This window comes from Maribacter polysaccharolyticus, assembly GCF_028882255.1.
GTDB classification, from domain to species: domain Bacteria; phylum Bacteroidota; class Bacteroidia; order Flavobacteriales; family Flavobacteriaceae; genus Maribacter_A; species Maribacter_A polysaccharolyticus.
This window is the reverse complement of the sequence record NZ_JARBUY010000002.1, coordinates 554814-579610: the sequence shown is the minus strand read 5'-3', so window position 1 is coordinate 579610 and position 24797 is coordinate 554814. Positions and strand designations below refer to the sequence as shown.

At 41.8% G+C, this 24797-nt stretch carries 25 protein-coding genes; 7 read left to right on the top strand and 18 right to left on the bottom strand.

Annotated features, from left to right (window positions below):
• Positions 1-16: 16 nt before the first annotated feature.
• The 9 genes from guaB to PHU20_RS08405 form a co-directional block, all read right to left on the bottom strand.
• Positions 17-1489: an IMP dehydrogenase gene (guaB, locus tag PHU20_RS08445; RefSeq protein WP_274824914.1), complete on the bottom strand. Its 1473-nt coding sequence runs from the start codon at positions 1487-1489 to the stop codon at positions 17-19.
• Between the two features lie 65 nt (positions 1490-1554).
• Positions 1555-2055, bottom strand: coding sequence for a hypothetical protein (locus tag PHU20_RS08440; protein WP_274824913.1), 501 nt, complete (start codon positions 2053-2055; stop codon positions 1555-1557).
• Positions 2055-2591: an FMN-binding protein gene (locus tag PHU20_RS08435; protein WP_274824912.1), complete on the bottom strand. Its 537-nt coding sequence runs from the start codon at positions 2589-2591 to the stop codon at positions 2055-2057. Before PHU20_RS08435 ends, PHU20_RS08440 begins: the two co-directional genes overlap by 1 nt.
• A gap of 80 nt (positions 2592-2671) precedes the next feature.
• Positions 2672-3850, bottom strand: coding sequence for a porin family protein (locus PHU20_RS08430; RefSeq protein ID WP_274824911.1), 1179 nt, complete (start codon positions 3848-3850; stop codon positions 2672-2674).
• 155 nt (positions 3851-4005) lie between these two features.
• Positions 4006-4872, bottom strand: coding sequence for a hydroxymethylglutaryl-CoA lyase (locus PHU20_RS08425; protein WP_274824910.1), 867 nt, complete (start codon positions 4870-4872; stop codon positions 4006-4008).
• A 33-nt stretch (positions 4873-4905) separates the two neighbouring features.
• Positions 4906-5532 (bottom strand): LysE family translocator, encoded by a 627-nt coding sequence (locus tag PHU20_RS08420; protein WP_274824909.1) that lies wholly within the window; start codon positions 5530-5532, stop codon positions 4906-4908.
• Between the two features lie 92 nt (positions 5533-5624).
• A complete protein-coding gene (locus tag PHU20_RS08415; RefSeq protein ID WP_274824908.1) occupies positions 5625-6665 on the bottom strand; it encodes a quinone-dependent dihydroorotate dehydrogenase in 1041 nt (346 codons plus the stop codon).
• Positions 6666-6754: 89 nt separating this feature from the next.
• On the bottom strand, positions 6755-7201 hold the full coding sequence (locus PHU20_RS08410) for a hypothetical protein (protein WP_274824907.1): 447 nt from the start codon (positions 7199-7201) through the stop codon (positions 6755-6757).
• A 245-nt stretch (positions 7202-7446) separates the two neighbouring features.
• Positions 7447-10341: a TonB-dependent receptor gene (locus tag PHU20_RS08405; RefSeq protein WP_274824906.1), complete on the bottom strand. Its 2895-nt coding sequence runs from the start codon at positions 10339-10341 to the stop codon at positions 7447-7449.
• Between the two features lie 146 nt (positions 10342-10487).
• Here PHU20_RS08405 and pepT point away from each other — a divergent pair, with 146 nt between their 5' ends.
• Together pepT and PHU20_RS08395 are read left to right on the top strand one after the other, a co-directional pair.
• On the top strand, positions 10488-11714 hold the full coding sequence (pepT, locus tag PHU20_RS08400) for a peptidase T (protein WP_274824905.1): 1227 nt from the start codon (positions 10488-10490) through the stop codon (positions 11712-11714).
• Between the two features lie 3 nt (positions 11715-11717).
• On the top strand, positions 11718-12317 hold the full coding sequence (locus PHU20_RS08395; protein ID WP_274824904.1) for a YdeI/OmpD-associated family protein: 600 nt from the start codon (positions 11718-11720) through the stop codon (positions 12315-12317).
• Positions 12318-12465: 148 nt separating this feature from the next.
• Here PHU20_RS08395 and yajC read toward each other — a convergent pair whose 3' ends face one another.
• The 3 genes from yajC to nusB are packed head-to-tail and all read right to left on the bottom strand — an operon-like array spanning position 12466 to position 14242.
• Positions 12466-12762 carry a preprotein translocase subunit YajC gene (yajC, locus tag PHU20_RS08390; protein ID WP_274824903.1) on the bottom strand — a complete coding sequence of 99 codons (297 nt, stop codon included), beginning with the start codon at positions 12760-12762 and terminating at the stop codon, positions 12466-12468.
• Positions 12763-12782: 20 nt separating this feature from the next.
• Complete coding sequence (locus tag PHU20_RS08385) at positions 12783-13253, bottom strand: DUF1573 domain-containing protein (protein WP_274824902.1); 471 nt, start codon at positions 13251-13253, stop codon at positions 12783-12785.
• A gap of 41 nt (positions 13254-13294) precedes the next feature.
• A complete protein-coding gene (gene nusB / locus PHU20_RS08380) occupies positions 13295-14242 on the bottom strand; it encodes a transcription antitermination factor NusB (protein WP_274824901.1) in 948 nt (315 codons plus the stop codon).
• 185 nt (positions 14243-14427) lie between these two features.
• Between nusB and PHU20_RS08375 the strand changes: the two genes are divergently transcribed.
• Together PHU20_RS08375 and PHU20_RS08370 are read left to right on the top strand one after the other, a co-directional pair.
• Positions 14428-16182: an ABC transporter ATP-binding protein gene (locus PHU20_RS08375; protein WP_274824900.1), complete on the top strand. Its 1755-nt coding sequence runs from the start codon at positions 14428-14430 to the stop codon at positions 16180-16182.
• A gap of 77 nt (positions 16183-16259) precedes the next feature.
• On the top strand, positions 16260-16631 hold the full coding sequence (locus tag PHU20_RS08370) for a PUR family DNA/RNA-binding protein (protein WP_274824899.1): 372 nt from the start codon (positions 16260-16262) through the stop codon (positions 16629-16631).
• A 171-nt stretch (positions 16632-16802) separates the two neighbouring features.
• Here PHU20_RS08370 and PHU20_RS08365 read toward each other — a convergent pair whose 3' ends face one another.
• Complete coding sequence (locus tag PHU20_RS08365) at positions 16803-17141, bottom strand: tRNA-binding protein (protein WP_274824898.1); 339 nt, start codon at positions 17139-17141, stop codon at positions 16803-16805.
• 127 nt (positions 17142-17268) lie between these two features.
• On the bottom strand, positions 17269-17811 hold the full coding sequence (locus PHU20_RS08360; protein WP_274824897.1) for a YfiT family bacillithiol transferase: 543 nt from the start codon (positions 17809-17811) through the stop codon (positions 17269-17271).
• 111 nt (positions 17812-17922) lie between these two features.
• On the opposite strand from PHU20_RS08360, the gene PHU20_RS08355 reads away from it, so the two are divergent.
• Complete coding sequence (locus tag PHU20_RS08355) at positions 17923-18561, top strand: peroxiredoxin (protein WP_274824896.1); 639 nt, start codon at positions 17923-17925, stop codon at positions 18559-18561.
• Between the two features lie 160 nt (positions 18562-18721).
• On the top strand, positions 18722-18916 hold the full coding sequence (locus PHU20_RS08350; RefSeq protein WP_027064347.1) for a cold-shock protein: 195 nt from the start codon (positions 18722-18724) through the stop codon (positions 18914-18916).
• Positions 18917-19423: 507 nt separating this feature from the next.
• On the opposite strand, the gene PHU20_RS08345 is transcribed toward PHU20_RS08350, so the two are convergent.
• The 3 genes from PHU20_RS08345 to PHU20_RS08335 form a co-directional block, all read right to left on the bottom strand.
• Positions 19424-20356 carry a peptidylprolyl isomerase gene (locus PHU20_RS08345; RefSeq protein ID WP_274824895.1) on the bottom strand — a complete coding sequence of 311 codons (933 nt, stop codon included), beginning with the start codon at positions 20354-20356 and terminating at the stop codon, positions 19424-19426.
• Between the two features lie 126 nt (positions 20357-20482).
• The gene (locus tag PHU20_RS08340; protein WP_274824894.1) at positions 20483-21865 is read right to left on the bottom strand and encodes a M20/M25/M40 family metallo-hydrolase; all 1383 of its coding nucleotides are present in this window, start codon (positions 21863-21865) and stop codon (positions 20483-20485) included.
• The gene (locus PHU20_RS08335; protein ID WP_274824893.1) at positions 21862-22740 is read right to left on the bottom strand and encodes a PPK2 family polyphosphate kinase; all 879 of its coding nucleotides are present in this window, start codon (positions 22738-22740) and stop codon (positions 21862-21864) included. Before PHU20_RS08335 ends, PHU20_RS08340 begins: the two co-directional genes overlap by 4 nt.
• A gap of 199 nt (positions 22741-22939) precedes the next feature.
• Between PHU20_RS08335 and PHU20_RS08330 the strand changes: the two genes are divergently transcribed.
• A complete protein-coding gene (locus PHU20_RS08330; protein WP_274824892.1) occupies positions 22940-23623 on the top strand; it encodes a hypothetical protein in 684 nt (227 codons plus the stop codon).
• A 6-nt stretch (positions 23624-23629) separates the two neighbouring features.
• Here PHU20_RS08330 and PHU20_RS08325 read toward each other — a convergent pair whose 3' ends face one another.
• Positions 23630-24793 (bottom strand): sigma-54-dependent transcriptional regulator, encoded by a 1164-nt coding sequence (locus PHU20_RS08325; RefSeq protein ID WP_274824891.1) that lies wholly within the window; start codon positions 24791-24793, stop codon positions 23630-23632.
• Positions 24794-24797: the final 4 nt, after the last annotated feature.

Genomic DNA, 24797 nt, shown 5'->3' with positions numbered 1-24797 from the left:
ATTCGGTAAGGATTTTTTATCGACTATAATTCGGGGATTCCTTTGTAATGGTTACATCATGGGGGTGACTTTCATTGATCCCACTAGCGGTAATCTTAACAAATCGTCCGTTTTCCTTTAATGTCTCGATATCCTTGGCACCGCAATACCCCATACCTGCCCGTAGACCACCTACAAACTGATGGATGCTTTCATAGAGTTCTCCCTTATAAGGTACACGACCCACGATTCCTTCCGGAACCAATTTTTTAATGTCATCTTCAACATCTTGAAAATATCGGTCTTTCGATCCTTTTTTCATGGCTTCGACAGAACCCATACCACGGTAGGATTTGAATTTCCTGCCTTCATAAATAATGGTTTCACCCGGGGATTCCTTGGTACCGGCCAACAATGAACCCAACATAACCGTATCAGCCCCTGCTGCAATGGCTTTGGGTATATCCCCCGTATATCGGATACCCCCATCGGCAATTACGGGAACCCCACTGCCTTTTATCGCCGCAGCAACTTCAAGAACTGCCGAAAATTGCGGAAAACCGACCCCTGCCACTACCCTGGTAGTACAAATAGACCCCGGTCCGATTCCGACTTTTACCGCATCCGCACCTGCTTCCACCAAATATTTGGCAGCCTCCCCAGTGGCGATATTACCCACAATGACTTCCAATTTCGGGAATTTCTTTTTTACTTCCTTAAGTACATTGACCACCCCTTTGGTATGGCCATGGGCCGTATCAATGACAACGGCATCGACACCTGCGTTGACCAATGCTTCGGCACGATCGACGGCATCCGCAGTTACCCCTAAGGCCGCGGCAACCCGAAGTCGACCAAATTGATCTTTGTTCGCACTGGGTTTTTGGGTCAACTTGGTAATATCCCGAAAAGTGATCAGCCCTATCAATTTATTGTTGGGCCCAACTACCGGGAGTTTTTCGATTTTATATTCCTGTAAAATGTCTTCCGCCTGTTCCAAGGATGTACCTTCGCTTACGGTAACCAAATTCTCGGAAGTCATAACCTCTGCAATCGGCCTTTCATTGTTTTTCTCGAACCGAAGATCGCGATTCGTAACAATACCGATCAATATACCTTCATCGTCAATGATCGGAATCCCACCAATACTGTACTCCTCCATACTGGCTTTGGCATCTTTGACCAAGGCCGTGGAAGGCAAGGTCACCGGATCTATGATCATTCCGCTTTCGGCACGTTTTACCTTTCGGACTTTCATCGCCTGTTGCTCTATGGTCATGTTCTTGTGCAAAACACCTACCCCCCCCTCTTGGGCAATGGCAATGGCCATTCTGGATTCGGTAACCGTATCCATGGCCGCAGAAACTATGGGCACATTGATGGTAATGTTTCTAGTGAATTTGGTCTTGATACTTACCTCGCGAGGCAGTATTTCTGAAAATGCAGGTACAAGCAATACGTCATCATACGTTAAACCTTCCCCGAGAATTTTATTTTGGTGAGCTTCCATGCAATTAAGGATTAATTGCGTGCAAATATACTACTTTTAATATGAATTCATTACAACCATCGCATTTAATGGACAGGAGCCGTACTTTGGGTCAGTTTATAAAGGACCACGAGAGAGGAAACCATAAAGGTCACTGTCATCAAAACACCGGAAAACAGGACAATATATTTCATCCAATCGACCCCGGTCCATAAAAAATAAATTCCCCCGAAAGTCAATATCACCGATAAAAATGGCTCTACGGTCAAAAATAACTTATAGTTCCTGGAAATATCGGTCATCCAAACCAAACTCCCAAGAAGGAAAAAAATCATGGACATCGAAAGAATATGGGTATGGACAATGGTCAGCATTTCACGATCACTTTTCTTGAATTTCATGACCTCCGCATCCTCATCCTCCTCGTTACCCAAATAATTTTCCTCGATTCCACCTATGGAAGTTGAACGGGTCTCATTGATAAAGAGCAAGCCTGTATAAAAACCAATGGAAAGCACGACCACAAAGGCAGCTATAAAAACCCTTATCTCTTTTGACAAAGTGGAAAGAAGTCCGTTTAATTGCATTACAATACGTTCTTTGCTTTCAACACACCTATCGTTTGCAGGATTTGATCCATGGCAGAAGTCATCGATCGCACCGAAATGGTCGCCCCGGCAATGCCGTCAATATTTCTTTCGTGATCTACACGATCCCCGGCCGTTTTACCCAGAAACTGTTTCAACCAACGTTTACTACCGATCTCGCCACCATACTCTTCCCTGTAGACCAATACCTTGGTGTGAACGATCTTCAATTCCGCATTAAAAACCACCATATAATCGAACTGGGCCGTTTTACTTGGCGCTTTATCCACAAAAACATACCCTAAATCAGTGCTATCTTTGTAAACCTTGAAAAAATTATCCCCATTTAGCTTCTTAGGCAGTTTCGCATTCAACACATCCCCTACCTTTATGGCATTCAATTGAATACCGGTCTCCAAGAAAACCTTCTCAAGTTCTTTATGTACTTTCTTCTCAATATTTTTGGGCAAACCATAGCCCATCAATAAAAAACATAATACTATGGATAATCCGTAAAAACGATTTGACTTACGCATAACGTAAAAATATTAATTTAGAATGACTCTCAATAGTATTGTACTTTTATTTTTTTATAGTACCCTTAAGGATGAAGGAATTAGAACCAAACGCCTATACCAAAATTCAGCCTATTTTGGACTTCACTGTTATCGGCGGCATTACTTCTAAACTGATAATCCCCTTTTAAGACAACACCAGGGGCAATATGGTAGGTAAGCCCCGATGTAACATCGGTACGGTCATAAGCCTCGTTTTTGACTAAGGAACCAGCAGTGGAAGCATGGGTATCGTACCTTTCATAACGAGTGAAAACAAATAATTTCTGATCGTTTTGTACCGGTAGTAAATTGAAGGCCCCTTCAACATACCAACCTTGCAAGGCACTTCCCAAATCATTACCTGTCAAGGCATTGTAGGCTTCGGTATCGGAGAGTGAGGCATGGATGAATTGGCCACGTGCCGTAAAACGATCATAGGCATATCGGGCATCCAATCCAACCATCGAAATACCGATATTCGCACCATCAATGGTCTCAATATCATCCTCGGCTTGTGTTTTTCCGAAATAAGTGGAGAAGCCCAATCGCAAACCAGGTATCCCATAATAGTCCAGTTTTGTTGAGAGGGTCGGACTGTCTATTGTGGATTGTATTCCCTTTTGACGACCACCACGTAAGCCGTTAGACCCTTTCAGGACACCGGAAACACCACCGTCATCATCGGCAACAGTAGATTTGAACCCATTGAACAAATAAGCTTGGTATCCTAATGACAGACTATTGAAGCGCCCACTTACACCTACCCCGAGTTCTCTCCATGTGGTAGGAACGATCGCATTGTCCATCGCAGGTCTTTCCGTACCATTGAATGTGGTGGGTTCATGAAACTCATTAATGATCCCCATTGGCACCAACATCAAACCTCCCCTTAAGTTGACATTATCGGCCACATTGTAGTTTACAAAGGCCTGTTCCACAAAAACCTCCTCTACGTGTTCGAATTCTATTTCAGTAACGAACTGTGTTTTATCATTAAAACGGTAACCCATTAGCAACACCAACCTTTGTACATCCAATTCCCCGTTGTCACCTTCTGGTTGGTTATACAACATTTCACCATAGGCCCCCATAGTAACCGCCGAAGCGTAGTTTCCGGACAATAATCGCTGTGCGGCATTCAATTGTTTTTGTGGATTAAGGGTAATTGAATCGGTCTTGGTCTGTCCGGACATCGTCGCACAGAAAAGAATCGCTAGCAAGAGTATGGGATTTTTCATTGTTTATTATCTTTATTTAGACTTAGTTTAGTTTATTAAAAATCTGAGCGCAAATATACCCTGTGAATTGCTTATCACAAAATTTATTTAAATTAAGTCTTAATAAAAGCAGTTCGAGCCAACAAGAAGCCTTTAAAAAATATCACAACTCTTGTTCATCGATAATGGGGAAAAAGCTCCAAGGCTTTATTATAAGCAGCCTCAAAGGTCATCCAATGTACATTGGTATCGACCTTTTTCGCCGTAAAATAGGAAAGTATTTTTTCAGTGGGCATATTACCCGTCAATTCATCCTTGGCCATGGGACACCCCCCAAAACCCTGAATGGCACCATCGAACCTTCTGCAACCCGATCTAAATGCCGCATCGATTTTTTCATGCCATTTTAAAGGGGTCGTATGTAGATGTGCCCCGAATTCAATATCCCGGTATTTCGGGATTAGATCGGAAAACAGGTATTCGATATTCTCCGGGGTCGAAGTACCCACGGTATCGGAAAGGGATAAAATCCGCGCTCCCATTTCGGCCAATTGTTCGGTCCAATCCCCCACGATATCCACATTCCATGGATCACCGTACGGATTTCCAAACCCCATGGATATATAGGTAACCACTTCCTTACCATTCGCATTTGCAATATGCAATATTTCCCTCAAGGTTTCTACCGATTGCGCGATGGTCTTATGCGTATTACGCATTTGAAAATTTTCGGAGATCGAAAACGGATACCCGAGATAATCTATTCTTCCATGCTCCACGGCTGCTTCGGCACCCCTGACATTAGCGACAATGGCCAGCAATTTACTGGTAGTACGGGAAAGGTCGAGCCCGGCCAAAACCTCAGCGGTATCGGCCATTTGCGGTATGGCCTTGGGTGAAACGAAACTCCCGAAATCCAACGTATCAAAACCGCACCCTAATAAAGATTGAATGTATTTAACCTTTTTCTCCGTTGGAATAAAGTCCTTGATACCCTGCATGGCATCCCGTGGACATTCGATTATTTTCACCTTATCGGTCATATTCTTCGCTTTGGACGCTTTATAAAATTACCATTATTTATTTGATAATAGGATAAACAATCCTATCCCGATAAATACAAAAACCTGAAGCCATTTCAATAGGACACCAAGATTGGAATGTCCTTTTATATATTTTGAAATCGTACCGGAAAGAACGGCGATAAGACTGAATATCACGAATGCCACCAACATAAAGACCAGGCCCAATATATAAAACTGGATTATGGTACTCAAAGAATCACTAAAAAGGAAACCCGGAAAAAAGGCCAAATAGAAAATCGCGACTTTCGGGTTCAAGACGTTCATCAAGAAACCCTGTTTAAATAGTGTGAAGAACCCGTTTTTCGGCAATCGATCGCTTGACAATTGCAATCGCCCATCACTCCGAAATACCTTATACGCCAAATAAAACAAATAGAGGGCCCCGAAAAGCTTGATCAACAAAAAAACAAGGTCGCTTTCCGCAATAAGCAAAGACACCCCAAAGGCCAAAAAGGTCGTATGTACCAAACAGCCCGAAACCAAACCGATAACGGTGGCCATACCCTGTTTCTTCCCGTTGACGATGCTCTGTGTCAACACATATATATTATCGGGTCCAGGAGCTATGGCCAAGGCAGCAGAAGCCATTATAAACGTTGAAAGAATATTGTAATCCAATACTGCAAGCTATTAGTGTTAAAAACTACGGATTTCCTTCCTTCGGTCATTGAACCATCAAAAAACAGATCCTGAAGGACATTTCAACAGATTTACCCTTTGGACAATAAGGCTTTGTTTATTCGCCTGACCAAGGCGGGACCTTCATAGATAAAACCGGTATACAATTGGACCAAATCCGCACCGGCTTCCAGTTTTTCAATGGCATCCTCGGCAGAATGGATACCCCCTACCCCAATAATAGGAAATGCCTTATTGCTCTTATTGGCTAAAAATCGAATCACTTCGGTACTCCTATCCTTCAAGGGTTTACCACTTAACCCCCCTTTTTCCTCAGACAACAACAAAGGAGAGTTGAGTCCTTCCCGGGCTATGGTGGTATTGGTCGCGATAATACCATCTATCTTTGTGCTTTCCACAATGTTGATAATATCCAACAATTGGTCATTGGTCAAATCCGGGGCTATTTTCAACAAAATAGGCTTTTCCGATACCCCTGAATGGGCCTTGGCTATTTTGGCATTCTCATGCTTAAGCTCCTTTAAAAGGGCCGTCAAAGGCTCTTTATCCTGAAGCTCCCTCAATCCAGGTGTATTGGGAGAACTAACGTTGACCACAAAGTAATCCACATGGGGGAAAAGGGCATCAAAACAAATGAGGTAATCCTTTATGGCATCCGCATTCGGTGTCACTTTGTTCTTTCCAATATTACCCCCGATGATAACCTTATGCTGCTTTTTCAATCGATCAACAGCATCAAAAACCCCCTTGTTATTAAATCCCATACGATTGATCAGGGCTTCATCGGCCTTAAGCCTAAAAATCCGTTTCTTCGGGTTCCCACTTTGGGGCTTCGGGGTTAGGGTCCCTATTTCTATGAACCCGAAACCAAAGTCCGACAGCTCATTGTACAAATTGGCCTCCTTGTCAAAACCTGCGGCAAGTCCAACAGGATTTTTGAATTTTAGTCCGAAAACTTCTTTTTCCAACGATTTATCCTCAATCGCAAAGACCGATTTATATAGGTTCGTAATACCTAACTTACCCAAACAACGGATGATTGAAAAGGTAAGGTGATGTACCCTTTCGGGATCCATTAAAAAAAGAATTGGGCGAACTAGTATTTTATACATGGATTACTCGGAAATTTTAACAAAAATACGAACTCGCCTCCAGTATTCAGACTTAATATCCCAATTTTGTCAACACATTTAGGTTAATATCATTTCTCGGATATACTGTCTTGGTATTTCATAGGTATAACTCGATAAGGTTGGCGAAAGGCTTTTTCACAAAGTTCCAAATACAGCCCATACTGTTTGCCGTTCAATAATTTCAAGGTGCGCATATCGATCATGCGCTGAATCGTGACCAAACTATCACTTATCGCCTTGTACTTTTCGGCCAAAACGACGAGTTCGGCAGGAGAATTTTGTGGGTGGCGTTTCAATAGATTGTCGGCTTCATTGGTCAACAGTTCATTCCTATATTTCAACTCGGCACTCCAATTCCTGATTTTTTCGGCCTGTTCCCCATTGAGTTGAAAAACCCTGACCAAGGTAGAATCCGGGGTAATCCCAACCCCTAGAATACAATCTTCCTGTGCATGTATCCCTTGGGGGATAAATGCCAAAAACATAAAAATGAAACCAAACAATCCTTTTTTCATGTAGGGTACGTCTATCCTTAAAAAGCGGGAGTAAAATACTAATTATTATCTGCATTTTAAAAACAGGCTTCTGAAATAACCTTTTGGCCATTTTCAAATTCGATCCTGAAAACCTTTCTATTGAAAAAGACACTTCTTCCTGATTAAAACAAGATGAGTAATACCGTAATCGAGGCACCCAAATCCATTAAGAAAAAGGCCTCCTATAAATGGAGGCCTTTAATGGGTCATGAGGTAATTTATAATCATTTCAGCGTGAAACTCAATCTTGCAAATAAAAATCTGCCTCCAATACCAAATTGTTGTGCCCTTCGGGACCAATCAAATCTTCCCCCACTCCTATTCGTTCCTGTTTGGGTAATCCCGTTTTCATCTACATACGTAATGGATTCCTTGGCCCTATCAGGATAAATATCCAATAGGTTATTGGCACCTATGGTAATCGTACTACTTTCGGATAAATTATAGCCCACAGATAAATCCGTCACTATTTTTGTACCAAATTCTTGTTGCAATCCCACATTGGTAGTAGCCTCGGTAACTTTACCAAAAAAAACATTCCTTAAAAAGAAATTCAAATTATCCACATTCAACATATGGGACAGATTAATCTTGGTCCTTGGGACTGCTTCTTCGAGATAAACCCTACTATCTTCAGCGAAATATGTATCCACTAATCCCGCATCTTCCAAAACCTGGGAAGCATTTATGTCCCCTACTTTTTTAGTCTTTGAAAAAGTAGCGGATAAGGTATTCATCAATTTATGGGCATTGCCTACGGCCAGATCCCAAGTAACAACGGCATCGATCCCCCTTGATTCCGTGTCAATCGCATTGGCGAAAAAGGAAGCCGCCGATGCATTGGCCTGGATCAACAGATTATCCAGTTCCGTTCCAGTACCCGGACCAGAGAACTGTCCCGTATAAACCACCCTGTCGTCTATGGCTACAAAATATCCATCCAAGGAAATCGTAATATTGGATTCTGGGAACTTTGTGGTCAACCCCACACTTATACTCTTTGAAGTTTCTTCTTTTAATTGAGGTATCCCGAGCAACTGTGCCGCCCTACTGTCGTTGGCGAAAGTACCTACCTCCACGGGGTTTCCACTTTGGTCGAAAATGGTCGAAGTGGAATTAAAGTTCAATTGATGTAAGGATGGCGCCCTAAAACCGGTATTCAAGGCAGCTCTAAGATTCAGGTTTTCGGTTGCTTTTATCAGAGTGGCCAATTTAAAATTAATCGTTGAACCAAAATCGGAATAATCTTCAAAACGAGTTGCAAAACTTGCCAGGAAGGTATCGCTTATGTCCGCTTCCACATCAAAATAACCGGCTATACTGCTTCTACCCCTTGAGAGTTCATTATCCGGACTAAAGCCAGGAAAAACTTGAGAACCACCAGGTCTTGAATTTCCAAAGAAGTCTTCAGAAGCACTTTGCGAAGCCAAGGTGATAACCTCCCCTTCTGCCGTATATCTGGAATAGGAAGCCTCTTCCCCGGCTTCGATCTCATAATTTTCCAAACGATACTCCACACCAAAAGCAATATTGAGCCCTGACATAATATCGTCATGGAATTTCGAAATATCCAGGTTGACCGTATTTTGCTTAAAGTTAAACCCTCCAGCGTCAAATGTTGTGGGTGATGCATTTTGAAGCGATGCATTGAACGTATTCCCTATGATATAAAGAAACGCATTCTTACCGTAGGTGTTGCTAAAATCGATGTTCCAATCAGAAATCATACCTCGTATTCCCACAGCAATGGACTTATCGGTTATTTGGGAATTTATTTCAGGTAAAAATCCATTGAAATACGCCGGTGTATATGTCCTACTTTGGTTAGGCAACCTGTAAAAACCTGCTGAATTCCCGGTTCTTGAACTAATACCCGCAAAAGAATACATTTCGGTACCATTATCGTCCAAAGGCAATGAAAAATTAGCAAAGAAACGCCCTCCTCTCAAGGCCGATTGACCAACCCGCATATTAAAGTCACTCCTTTGGAGGCCTCTGGCCGATATTTCGGCTTCCGTATTATCCGCAGAAAGGATTCCCTGTAATTCTTCTTTGGTAGCGGTCGGACTAAGTCCTAAACCGGCTTGGTTCCCATATGTTATAACATCATCTACATCATCGTCTAACAGGTCGGCCAAATTATAGCCATCATTCAAGGCAAATCTTTCTACCGTATTATAAAGATTAAAGACATCCCCTTCCCACTCTTTCATTCGGTTATAATCTTCCCGATAGTCGAAATCCCCAGTAAAATTGATAAAACCACCGTTATCCCCTATGGGCAAACCATAATTGGCACTAACATTAACCGTTTCACCATCGACCCCTCCGGTTTGGCCATTTGCATTTTTACTGAAATTCGCGCCAGTCGTCACTTTAAAACTCAGTTCATTAACATTATCGTTCAATACGATATTTATGACTCCGGCAATCGCATCGGAACCATATTGTGCCGCGGCTCCATCACGTAACACTTCCAATCGCTTTATTGAAGCCGAAGGTATTGCATTCAAATCCGTACCGACACTTCCTCTACCGAACGTTCCATTTACGTTGACCAACGAAGAATTGTGCCGCCTTTTTCCATTAATCAACACCAAAACCTGATCAGGCCCCAAACCTCGTAAGGATGCAGGATCGATATGATCGGTACCATCGGAAATAGTCTGTGTATTCGAAGTGAAAGACGGAGCCACATAATTAAGGATTTGATTTAAATTTACCTGTGGGGCTACATTATTGAGCTCTTTAACATCAATAACATCTACGGGTACCGCGCTTTCAAGAGCCGTTCTATTGGGGTTACGCGATCCGATAACAACTGCCTCGGCCAACTGTATGCCAGATGTCAATGTGATGTTCATTACCGAAGAATTTATTACAACTTGTTTTTTCTCAAAGCCAATATAGGTAACGACCAAAGTGTCCCCCAAACTGGCATCAATGCTAAAGTTACCGTCAAAATCGGTTGTAGTACCTGTTGTGGTACCTTTGATAACTATGGAAGCGCCACCAAGAGGCACCCCATTTTCATCTACTACGGTTCCGGAAATTTGTGCACTGACAAAACTCATGGTCCCTAATAGAAATACCATAAAAATCAAGTGGATTTTTTTCATAATAGTGTCATTTAAGTTAATTTATTTACCATAAGATAGGAATTTTACCATAATTAATTACTAATCAATAATTTGACGATTTAAATTACTGCGAAAAATGCATTGTCATTTCCCCAAAATCGTACTTTTGAAAAAACAACTGGCTTATGCAACAACTGATCGACCGTTTTTTGGAATATGTTCAAATAGATACACAAAGCAATCCCAATTCGAAAACCACTCCGAGCACTGAAAAACAATGGAATTTGGCTACGGAATTGGCCTATGAACTGGAACGTATCGGCATGAAAGACGTAACCATTGATGACAATGCCTATATTATGGCGACCTTACCGAGCAATATCGAAAAAGAGGTCCCCGTAATAGGTTTTATATCCCACTTCGATACTTCACCGGATTTTAGTGGAACCGAGGTAAATCCGCAAATCATCAAAGATTATGATGGCAAGGACATAATCCTGAACCAAGAGAAGAATATCGTATTATCCCCTGATTATTTCGAAGACCTATTGCAGTACAAGGGTCAAACCTTGATCACAACCGATGGCACCACCCTACTTGGAGCCGACGACAAGGCCGGAATTGCGGAAATCGTAACGGCCATGGAATATTTGATAAAACATCCCGAAATAAAACACGGTAAAATTAGGGTGGCCTTTACGCCGGATGAGGAAATTGGGCGGGGGGCCCATAAATTCGATGTAAAAAAGTTCGGTGCCGATTGGGCCTACACCATGGACGGTAGCCAAGTCGGGGAATTGGAATATGAAAATTTCAATGCAGCCAAAGCAAAGGTCATCGTTTCGGGAAAAAGCGTGCATCCCGGCTATGCCAAGGGCAAGATGATCAATGCCATCAGTATCGCCAATGAATTTATCAGTATCCTCCCTCCGGAGGAAACCCCCCAGAACACCAGTGGGAGGGAAGGTTTTTTTCATGTTCACCATATAAAGGGCGAAATTGAACATACCGAATTTGAATTGATCATCAGGGATCATGACCGGGAACAGTTCGAGGAAAGAAAAGAACTATTGAAAAAAATAACCACCAAACTAAATGCCTTACATGGCCCTTGCATAACCTTGGACATAGAAGATCAATATTTCAATATGCGGGAAAAAGTAACCCCTGTTTTCCATATTGTTGAAATAGCGAAAGCCGCAATGGAAGAAATCGGGATTTCCCCGATCATCAAACCGATACGCGGGGGAACCGATGGTTCCCAATTAAGTTTTATGGGACTTCCTTGTCCGAATATATTCGCAGGCGGCCACAACTTCCACGGAAAGTACGAATACGTACCTGTTGAAAGCATGGTCAAGGCCGTTGCCGTAATCATCAAGATCTGCGAGTTGACCACAAAAAAGGTTTGACACATGGATGCTGCTTTAAAAATAGAAGCGTACTACGAACACGAACACCCTTTCAAAGAAGGGATTTTATTATTGAGGGCCTTGGCCTTAAGGACCGAGGCCGAAGAAACCTTTAAATGGCAATCCCCGGTATACTGTCTGGACGGGAAAAACGTTTTTTGGATAGCACGCTTTAAAAACCATTTTGGAATCGGATTTTTCAATGGTATTTTTTTAAAGGACCCAAAAGAATTATTGATCAATGCCCAAGAAGGTAAAACACAAGCCATGAGGCATCTGAAATTCACCTCAATTGAACAGATAGATTCCGTGAGTGTATCGGCCTTTATGAACGAAGCGCTTGACAACCAGGAAAAGGGATTGCAATTAAGTCCCGACAAAGGGCAAAAACCACACCCCGGCCTGCCTAAGACATTGGCAGAGGCTTTTGGGGAACACCCTCATATCAAGGAGGCCTTTAATCAACTTACCCCATACAAACAGCGGGAATATATTGAGTTTATTTCCGAGGCCAAGCAGGAGAAAACAAAACGATCGCGACTACAAAAGATCCTCCCCATGATCCGTGCCGGTAAAGGGCTCAACGATAAGTACCGCCCATAACAAGCCAAGCCCCTTGGGCCGAAGAACACCGAAACCACCCTTAATAACGGCAATCGGCGAAATGCCAAGCGACACCTTATAAACATGAAGTCATAAAAAAAGCCGATGGGAATCCATCAGCTCTTTCTTTCACAATACTATTCCAATTTTATTTGGTCGTGGCCGGGGTATTCAATTTTTTGCTCATTTCCATTGAAATTGCCGAACGATCGAACTTCAATTTACCTGCCATTGTTTCAATGACACATGAAGAATCCTTATCATTCAATTCAACCACTTTGCCGTGCAATCCACTTTTTGTAATAATACGATCTCCTCTTTTTAATTCCGAGGCGAATTTTTTTTCATCCTTTTGTCTCTTCATTTGCGGACGGATCATAAAAAAATATGCCACCACAAAAATTAGGATCATCGGTAGAAAATCCATCAAACTGCCACTTCCCATGCTATCTATTTAAATTTAATTTATTTTACAGGCCCTAACGGAGCTGCATCTTTAGGATTCACGAAAGCCTTTATTTTCAACATTTCGGATCCTTTTACTGTATTGGCCACTACGGTTATGGTCTTTGTCACTTGGTTTCTTCCTGAACCGTTGAACTTGACCTTCAACTCACCTTGTGCTCCCGGTGCGATCGGCTCTTTTGGGGGATTGGGCACCGTACATCCACAACTACTGGTGGCTTTGGTGATCACCAATGGGGCATTCCCTGTATTGGTGAATTTAAAAACAGTTTCCTGAGGCGTCCCTTGGGTAATTGTCCCAAAATCATGCTCAACCTTTTCAAATTCCATTACGGGTACAAGTTTAGCGGCCTCATCACGTTCAGCAGCAACTGCCACATTATCGGTCTTTACTTTACTAGTGGCCTTTTCCTTACAGGAAACAAACCCTAACATCGCAATCAGACCTAATCCTAAAATAGCTCTTTTCATTGATTATATTTTTTAATTCGACCCAAAATTAAAGAATTAATTTATAATAGTCCTCGGCCCACCTTATTAAGTTTGCCTTCCTCCTTGTATTCTTTTACCAATTTATCGAGAATACCGTTAATGAAAATACTGCTCTTTGGCGTTGAATATTCCTTGGCAATTTCCAAAAACTCATTTATGGTCACCTTGGCCGGTATTGAGGGGAAATTAAGTAATTCACATATGGCCATTTTCAATAATATCGAATCTATATCCGCAATACGGTCCTTATCCCAATTGGGGGTCTTACCCTCAATTTCCTTTTCCAACGAACTATTCTTCAATAAGGTTTTGGCCAAAAGATCTTTTGCAAAAACCATATCCCCATCATCTTTCAAAAGCTTTGGCAAGAAATAGGATTCGGGATGATCTTCCTTGACTTTTTTCAATTGCTTAAGGATAAAAGTGTTCACAATGGGAATATCATCTACCCAGGTCAATTTATCATCCTCAAGGTATTCATATATCTTCTCATTGGGGGCGATGATCTCTTTGAACAAAACCGCGATCAGCTCCTTATCCTCCTTATAGGTTCTAGACGGTATTTTCATATACTCAAGATATGCACTGCTCCCTATGATTTCTTTGTAAATGAGTTTTACATACTCTTCGTTCAAATACCAATTCTGCAGTTTTCGCTTCTCCAAGGTCTCTTTTAGCCTTTCGTTATTGGCCAATTGCAAAAGCAATTTGTTATTCACGAACTTATGGTTGTCGGGGAAGGTATCGGCTTCGTTCGCCATATACTTTTTGGAGGATAACTTTACTTTCTCATCTGCCAATTGTCGAATCTCCATCAACAAACTCAGCATCACCAAGTAGAGCGTATACATGTTCTCAATGCTTACTCTTAAAAATTTCTCTTGTTTTTCAAGGGAACCGTCCTTAGATTGGATCAATGCATATATACATTGCATCACTTTTACGCGTATGTGCCTTCTTGTAAGCATTTCGAAGAACTTTTTTTATAATTGATTTACATTCTGAGCCGCAAAAATAGAAATCATTTTTCAATCTATGGTCCCTATTACAACTATTCTCTTATTTATAAATTTTATAACAGCTGTTTTTATGTCAAACTTCTATCTTTGGCGAATGGTTTGCCAATAACAAACCCACTCAGCTGACCGGCTATATGAAAGAACTTAAACATCTAAACAAATACTTTAAAAAATATTGGTTGAAACTCCTTGCAGGAATGGCAATCACCATTGTTGCAAAGATTTTTCAATTGGTCATGCCTTCCTATGTCCAAAAATCGATATCCACCGTTGAAGATTTCATCAAAGGGGAAATTACCCAAGAAGTGGCCAAGGACGGCCTATTGGAGTATATCCTGATCATCATCGGTGCCGCTTTGCTTTCCGGTTTTTTCACATTCCTTATGCGGCAAACGATTATTTATGTTTCCCGCTATATTGAATACGACCTCAAAAATGAGATCTTTGACCATTATCAATTCCTGAGTCTGAACTTTTACAAAAAAAACAGGACGGGTGATCTTATGAACCGCATCAGTGAAGATGTCAGTCAGGTGCGAATGTACACAGGTCCTGCACTTATGTACGGTTTGAACACCATTACCCTATTTGCCTGTATCATACCCATAATGTTCATTACGGCCCCGACCTTGGCCGCATATACCCTTATTCCCCTACCCATTCTTTCGGTACTCATTTATCAAATAAGCAAGATCATCCATAAACGCAGTACGGTTGTGCAGGAATACCTATCAACCCTTTCCACATTTACGCAAGAGGTTTTTTCCGGGGTATCGGTCATCAAAGCATATGCCATCGAACCAAAGATCAATGAGGAATTAAAGGTCCTGGCTTTGGAAGGAAAACAAAAGAGCATGGATCTGGCAAAAGTAAATGCCTGGTTCTTCCCGCTAATGATCCTCCTCATCGGAATCAGTAATATTTTCGTCATCTATATCGGAGGGCAACAATATATCAAAGGGGAGATTACCTCTGTCGGTGTAATTGCCGAATTTGTTTTATATGTAAACATGTTGACCTGGCCCGTAGCCGTTGTTGGGTGGTTGACTTCAATCGTTCAACGGGCCGAAGCCTCCCAAAAAAGAATAAACCAATTCCTGAACGAAAAACCGGAAATAATCAATGAAGTTGAAAAAGAGACTCCCATAAATGGGAAAATTGAATTCAAGAATGTCAGTTACACCTACGAGGACACCAATATCGTAGCCCTAAAAAATATATCATTCACCATTGAAGAGGGGGAAACGGTTGCCATTCTGGGCAAAACAGGTTCAGGCAAGTCCACCATACTGGATTTGATCGCACGGCTTTATGATGTTACCTCAGGGGAAATTCGCATCGATGACACCCCGATCAAAAAACTGAACCTTCATAGTCTACGAAATGCCATCGGGGCCGTTCCCCAAGATGCGTTCCTTTTTTCGGACACCATTAAAAACAATATAAAATTCGGCAACTTCAAAGCCTCGGATGAAGAAGTGATCCAAATGGCGAAAAACGCCGTGGTACATGAAAACATCATGGAATTCAAAAAACAATACGATACGGTTTTGGGAGAACGTGGCATTACGTTAAGTGGCGGTCAAAAACAACGGATTTCCATTGCCAGGGCCCTTTTGAAAGATCCGGAAATATATTTATTCGATGATTGCCTTTCGGCTGTCGATACCGAAACCGAAGAAACCATCCTCAACAATCTTCAGAAAGCCTCAAGAGCCAAAACCACCATTATTGTCAGCCATAGGGTATCTTCTGCAAAAAATGCGGATAAAATACTGGTACTTAATGAGGGTGAGTTGTTACAGATCGGCACACACGAAGAACTGAACAATATCAAAGGCTACTACAAAGAACTTCATTTACATCAACTTTCTGAGAAAGAAAACTAACAATATTGTTGCGATCTACATTTTTTTTCTTCAATTTTGAGGATTCGACACTAATTTCTTAACCATAAACTTGAAAAATGAGCGACAAAGAATCTTTAGAGCAGGAAGAGATACATTCCAAGGTATTGCGAGCTGGAAGAAGAACGTATTTCTTTGATGTAAGGAGCACCAAAGCAGGAGATTATTATCTGACCATAACCGAAAGTAAAAAATTCACCCATGATGATGGATCGTTTCATTACAAAAAGCATAAAATCTATCTATATAAAGAAGATTTTGCCGCTTTTAAGGAAAATGTAGACGAAATGATGGACTTCATCATAAAAGAAAAGGGTACTGAGGTTATTTCAGAAAGACACCAAAAGGATTTCAAAAAAGAAGAATTCCATCAAAATGGTGAAATGACAACCACAGAAAATTTTACCAATATCAGTTTTGATGACATTTAGGATTCTGATGTTTGGAAATAAAAACGGCCCGCAAAAAATGCGGGCCGTTTTTATTTCCATTACCCTGTAAACAGCTTTTCCAATTAAACCGCACTTACTTTATCTTTGGTCGTATCACCGGTTACCCATTTGCACATTACCTTTGGCCTACAGTTATATTATCCGCGCCAATCAACCTATCTTTAGTCCGTTAGGGACCGATGAATCTGGTTTGAGCAAAATGACATCCTTACCGTCAACTGCCCCTAGGATAAGACATTCGCTGCTGAAATTCGCAATCTGTTTCTTGGGAAAATTGATTACCGCAATGACCTGCTTCCCCAATAGTTCTTCCTTAGCGTACAATGCCGTTATCTGGGCGGAAGATTTTCTAACCCCAACCTCTTGGCCAAAATCGATTTTCACTTGATAGGCCGGATTCCGGGCTTCAGGAAAATCACGTACCTCGATGATCGTTCCTACCCGCATGTCCACTTTAGTGAAATCGTTCCAACTTATAATTTCGTCCATAATAATCCGTCAAAGTTTTTAAAGGAATGTACGATATAAAAAACTACGGTAAAAACAGTACCGCAACAACTATACGAAGCGTTCCAATGGGAATGTAAAGGGAACTAAACCGTCGCTTACCCCCAATCTACCAGCCTTTCCTTTCCAACAACCTTTGGATGTGGGCACAATGATGTCGGCTATGCCAAGCGTACTTGCCGATATTCTCCTTAACCGAAATCTTACCATGGTCCTCGGGGTGTATGTATGATCTTTCGAAATCTTCGGCTTGTAGGCCTTTTAGAAGAAAAACCAATTTGGCATGCAACGCTTTTAAATAGGCCAATGAAAGTTCAATGGGTGCTTTTTTGGCATCAAACAATCCACTCCAATTTTTTTCCTCATACGCCTTTATCACCGGTTCCTCCTCCGTCAAGGCCCATTTAAACCGCGTATAACTATGGTGATGGCTATCGGCAATATGGTGCACCAATTGCCTTACTGTCCAGCCACCGGGCCTATAAGGGGTTTCCAATTGTTCCTGGGTCAATGGTTGTACCAATTGTTCCAATACCGTGGGCAATTCCTCTAAAATCGCTATCCAACCTTCAACGGTTTTACCCGAAACTTCAGGGTCGTACCTAAAATGGCCGATAGGATATCTCAATGTTTCCAGTGCTTCATTTTCCATTTTCTAAAATTATAAAATTTAATACAGTTTTAACCCTTCTAAAATGGACAGGGATTTAAATATCTACTACTTTTATCGGGTAAATAGTTTAATAATTTAAATACAACCAAAATGGCATCATTACGATTGGGGGACAAAGCCCCGAACTTTAAAGCGGAAAGTTCCATGGGAACAATTGATCTTTACGATTATTTAGGGGACAGCTGGGGAATCCTATTTTCCCATCCTGCTGATTTCACTCCTGTATGTACAACGGAATTGGGCACTGCGGCTAACTTTAAGGGTGAATTCGACAAGCGAAACGTAAAAATGTTGGCTTTGAGTGTTGATGGGAAAGCATCCCATATCGAATGGATAAAGGATATCAATGAAGTACAGCAAACCACTGTTAACTTCCCTATAATTGCCGATGAGGACAGAAAGGTATCCGATCTATACGATATGATACATCCAAATGCCGATAGCACCTTAACGGTACGGTCGGTATTCATTATTGCCCCTGACAAGACCATTAAATTTACCTTGACGTATCCGGCTTCAACAGGGCGTAACTTTTATGAACTATTAAGGGTAATCGATTCGCTACAATTGACCGCAAATCACAAAGTAGCCACCCCGGCCAACTGGGAGCACGGCCAAGATGTCGTTGTTAGTCCCGCCATACCTACCGATGAGGCAAGGGAATTGTTTGCCAAAGGGGTTGAAGAAGTAAAACCATACCTAAGAATGACCCCTGACCCTACGGCTTAAATAGGGGTTTCAAGGCCCACACCACTACCTTTTCCGTACGATCGGGAAGTCGTCCCATTAATTTAAGCATGTGTTAATACAAAGATAACTTCCAAAATATCATACAATTAAATATATTAATCCTACATTTGCACTTTAATTAATATTTAATAATTTTATTATGAGTAAAGGAACAGTTAAATTCTTCAATGATTCCAAAGGTTATGGTTTTATCACTGAAGATGGTTCGAACGAAGATCATTTTGTACACATTTCTGGCTTAATCGACGAAGTTCGTGAAGGTGATGTTGTGGAATTTGAACTACAACAAGGTAAAAAAGGATTAAACGCCGTTAATGTGAAGGTAATTGACTAGGTAACGATTTTAACTTTTTTATATACCCCCGATGTTTTGCATCGGGGGTTTTTATTTGCGTAAATTCTTACTTATTATCTACATTTTCTTATTTTTGCTTTGCAATTAACGCAACCCCCCTCCGTTTTCTGCATCATGCTTTAAACACACTCTCCCCCAAAAAACACTTAACTAAAAAAAACCATTGACCATGACCACCTTTATCACCATTTTACTCGCATTACTCATTATCAATATTGCTCTTATATTAATGAGCATTGCAAGTACAAAAAATATTTTCAACATTTTCAACAAAACAAAGTAGGGTTTAAGAAGTTATCGTTGTTATACCATAAAACGAACCATTTAAATTATTAAACCATGTCTACCTTTATCATTGTTATTGGCATTTTAGTGTTGATCAATATTGTAATGCTGTTAGCGAGCATGATTCAACAGCGCACAAGATAAAAACAAAAAAAGGCCCCGGTCAATAACCGAGGCCCTATATTCATCATGGCTTGATGTCTATTTCACTTCCATCAATTCCACATCGAAGAGCAACGTCGCATTCGGTGGTATGACCCCTCCGGCACCTGCGCTGCCATAGGCCAAATTGGATGGTATTACGAAACGTGCCTTGTCCCCTACCTGCAGTAGTGCTATACCTTCATCCCATCCAGGGATTACTTGTCCGACACCCAATTTAAAATCGATAGGTTGGTTTCTCTTGTATGAGGAATCGAAAACCTGCCCGTTCAACAAAGAACCTTCGTAATGCACTGAAACCGTTTGTCCGGCTTCCGCCTTTGCCCCACTTCCTTTTTGAATGATCTTATAGCGAAGTCCACTCCCTGTCTCATCAAAACCGGCAGCTACCTTGTCCAATTCCGCAGCCTGTTTGGCCTTTTCCTCAGCAAGTCTTTTTTCCTTTGAACTTTCAAAGGACTTAAAAGCCCCCAAGGCGTCCCAATTCTCGGCCTCACTACCTACCCTTATGATCTCCAAACTTTCAATCGTATCTGCTTGTGCTATGGAATCAACTACTTCCTGACCGGTTTCCACTCGACCAAAAACCGTATGCTTGTTATCTAACCAGGGGGTAGCCACATGGGTAATGAAAAATTGACTTCCATTGGTTCCTGGGCCTGCATTTGCCATGGAAAGTACCCCTGGGGTATCATGGATCAATTCCGGATGGAATTCATCGTCGAATTTGTATCCAGGATCACCGGTACCCGTCCCTGAAGGACAACCACCTTGAATCATGAAATCGGGGATTACCCTATGGAATTTCAATCCGTCATAATAAGGCTCCCCAAGGGCCTTGGCCCTATTCTCCATTTTCCCTTCTGCCAAGGCAACGAAGTTACCCACCGTTCCGGGCGTTTTATCATACGTGAGTTTGACAAGTATCTCTCCTTTCGAAGTGTTGAATTTTGCGTAGATTCCGTCTTGCATTTTTCGCTTTTTTTAATGAGCTGCAAAGATATACAAATTAGTTAGGGAAAAGAACTTAGGTCTTTTCTTCCGTTCGGTATGTTAAACGGATGGGGAGCGGAAAACACCCCAATTAAAAGGTTGACCTTATTTTACGACCCCGTAAGTATCAAAAAGGTATACCAAGCTGGTCATGGCAGCGGCTCCGAGTTCCAGTTCCCTTTTATTCACATGCTCAAAGGTATCATAGGCTGAATGATGATGGTCAAAATACCGTTGTGAATCCGGTCGTAATCCCGCCAATACCATATCACTATCCTTTAAGGGACCGATATCGGCGCCACCATGGCCTTTTATTAGCATATGTATCAAGTAAGGTTCAAATAACGACCCCCAACTTTTCACTTGCCCATAATTGGCTTCTGAACAGTCAAATGAAAACCCTCTCGGTGTGAAGCCCCCGGAATCGCTCTCCAAGGCGACGATATGGTTTTCTTGCTTACTTTTTGCCACTTCGGCATATTTTTTCCCTCCACGTAAACCATTTTCCTCATTCATGAACAATACAACCCTAATCGTTCTTTTGGGTTTGTATCCACTTTCTTTCAAAAGCCGCAATACATCCATACTTTGAACACAACCGGCACCATCGTCATGTGAGCCATCCCCTAAATCCCAGGAATCCAAATGTCCCCCGACCACAATGATCTCATCCGGATAGGTACTCCCCCGAATTTCCCCGATAACATTGTACGACTGTACATCATCATAAACCTTACAGGATTGTTTAAAATAGAAATTGGCATTGGGACTCAGTTTAAGCGTTGTGCTTAAGAAATCGGCACCGTTCGTACTGATCGCTGCCGCAGGAATCCTTTGTGCGGATTCGGTATCCCCATACCCCATGGAACCCGTATGCGGATAATCGTCAAGCCTTAAGTTCAAGGACCGAACGATAACACCTACCGCTCCATATTTAGCTGCCTCCTTGGCTCCGGCATAGCGTTGGTCGACACAACCCATATACGACTCGTACGTATTGATCAGGGTCGGATCCATGGGCTTATTGAAAAAGACGATTTTACCTTCAATTTTTTCTTTCCCCAAAAGCTCCAATTCCTCAATACCATTAACCTCGACCATACCGGCTTTTACACCTTGCAAAGGGGTAGCCACTGAGCCGCCAAGGGCACAAATCGGAAGGTTCGTGGTTATTCCTGGAGCGGTTTCCACATAAGCGAATTCAGGAGTGCCCCTCACCCATTTGGGCACCATGACGGGCTGAAGCCATACACGGTCCAAACCTAAGGAATCCAATTGTGCCTTGGTATAATCCACGGCCTGTTGTGCCTGAATCGACCCCGATAGCCTGCCCCCTATTTGATTCGAGAGATAATTAAGCCAATCATAGGATTTACTTTGGGTCAAAGCGGTTTTATAAATGGTCTTGATCTGTTTTTCATCTTCAGATTGTGAATACCCTTGCCAAGTTAGCAGTACGCACAATACGATAAATTTCAAATACCTCATTCCCTTTCCAATTGTTGTTTATAGTCGTCTAAATTAGCCTTTATTTTATCATCGAGTACAGGAGCGACTATATCTTTGTATTTTTTTAACTCTTGCATTAAAATTTCAGCGACTATGAGCCGAGCCGCCTTTTTACTATCCGCAGGCACAATAAACCATGGGGCTTTGGGCTTCGATGTCCTTTGAATTGCCTCTTCATAACAGCGCTGATAGTCTGCCCATAACTTCCGCTCTTTTAGGTCATCGGGAGAAAATTTCCAGTTCTTTCGTTTTAAACGCAACCTACGTAGGAGTCTTTGCCGCTGCTCTTCTTTGGAAAGATGTAGATAAAATTTAAAGATCAGGGTACCGTTTTGGACCAAGTGCTTTTCGAAATTATTGATTTGTTCGAATCTTGTATCCCAAAAATTCTGGTCTATATCGGAAACCTGTTCTATTCCGGGTATATTCTCGCCCAGGATATATTCCGGGTGCACCCGGGTAACCAACACATTCTCATAATGGGTTCGGTTAAAAATCCCGAATTTGCCCCGTGCGGGCAATGCAATATAATGGCGCCAGAGGTAATCGTGTTTTAATTCCAAGGGGGTAGGGACCTTAAAACTATGTGCTACCACACCACGAACATTGAAATCCTTGAACACCTCCCGGGCAAGGCTATCCTTCCCGGAAGTATCCATACCCTGTAGACAGATCAGTACACTGTACTTACCATGGGCATAAAGGATATCTTGAAAGTCTGCCAGTTCCCTACGGACCTTTACCAGTTTTTTTTTCAATTGCTTATCGGTCATCCCGAAATTTTCAAAAGTGGGGGTATTCGCCAAATCCGTGGTCGAATTTACCCTATATGTATTCATATCAATATTATCCATGCCTTGAATATAATTATATTTTATGGTTGAACTACCCAAGAGGTTGAAAACATGATTATTTGGCCTTGCTTTGTGCCCCTATGCCCCACTTATGGGAAACTTCATACATTCTATCGAATAAATATGGTGATAGCACGTTCCCTATGTAGCTTTACCATGTAATATTCCCAAATTTTACAACGAACCTAAGACTTATATTATGAAGAACCATTCCTTAGTTGCGGTTGCATCATTGATTTTGTTTTCTTCCTTTCTTGTCGACAAAACATGTGAGTATGCCAGTTCCAATATGAACTATTCAAAATCCCAAATCGAAAAATCGATTGGGGTCGATGATATCAATCAGGCAAAATATTATGCCTACAAAGCGATCAACGCCATAGAAAAATCCAAACAAAACATTCAGGATTGTGGTTGCGTCTATGCGGAAAGTAGTATCGAGGACGGTAAATATGACTTGATTTTAGCCACCAGGGCAACTTCCCTGAACAGCACACGTATTCTATTGAACAGGGCTTTGGAACACCTTAAGGAAGGTATTGAATCACTAGGGGATCATGGTCTTCATGAAAGCAAATATGGGACCGACTTGTTGGCCCTGAATACCATTATCCCAAAAACAGAAAAAATAGCGAAGCCCATCCCCAACGAAAAGGAACTGGAGCGAAAAATCGATGCTTCATTGGAAAAATATCGGGAATCCCTTGAGAATATCATCAATTCGGTTGATTGCGCCTCGGCCAAGGCCTTTGCCAAAAACATTTATTCACATTGCGAACAACAACTATTGATCCCAAACCTTTCAGAAGGCAAGAAATACTATAATTTCAAAACAAAACAAATAACGGCCGAAGCCATGGAAAGGCTTGATTCCTGTAACTAAAAAACCTTATTTACTGGCAAAGAGCCTCACGTCTTCCTCGGTCACTTCCTGACCTCCCAAAATGATTAGACGTTCCACCACATTACGCAATTCCCGGATGTTACCGGTCCAATCGTAACTTTTCAGGAGTTTAATGGCTCCTTTTGAAAAGGCTTTTGGGGTAATACCCTGTTCACCGGCGATCTTATCCGCAAAATAATCGATCAGCAAGGGAATATCTTCCCTCCGATCATTTAGGGCGGGTACCTTGATCAATATCACCGCCAAGCGATGATAAAGATCTTCCCTGAATCTATTTTCCCTGATTTCTTCGGCAAGGTCTTTGTTCGTAGCGGCAATGACCCTAACATCCACTTTAATGTCCTTATCAGAGCCGACCCTAGAGATTTTATTCTCCTGTAAGGCGCGCAGCACCTTTGCTTGGGCCGAGAGGCTCATATCCCCAATTTCATCCAAAAATATGGTTCCTTTGTTGGCAGCCTCGAACTTGCCCGCCCTATCCTTAACGGCAGAGGTAAATGCCCCTTTCACATGACCGAAAAGCTCACTTTCTATCAATTCAGAGGGAATGGCCGCACAATTCACTTCGATAAAAGGGGCGGAACTTCTTGGACTTTTTTCATGGATCCAATGGGCAACCAATTCCTTTCCCGTACCGTTTGCCCCCGTTACCAATACCCGGGCATCAGTAGGAGCCACCTTTTCAATGATATCCTTAATAGCGTTGATTTCCTTACTATTACCGATCATTTCATAGTTCTTACTGACCTTTTTCTTCAATTTCTTATTCTCTACCACCAATTCCTTTCTATCCAAAGCATTTCTTACGGTGGTCAAAAGACGGTTTAAATCCGGTGGTTTCGAAATATAGTCAAATGCCCCGATTCGCATGGTATTCACCGCGGTATCCAGGTCCCCGTGTCCCGAAATCATAATAAAAGGAACCTCCGGTTTAATCTTTCGGGCCGCTTCGAGTACCTCAACCCCGTCCATTTTTGGCATTTTGATATCGCACAATACCAAATCGTAATCATTGTTCTTAACCGCCTCCAATCCTTTTAAACCGTCCTCGGCCTCTTCTACTTGATAGGTTTCGTTCTCTTCGGAAAGAATTTTCACCAACACCCTCCGTATTGCCGATTCATCTTCCACTACCAAAATCTTTGACATATTG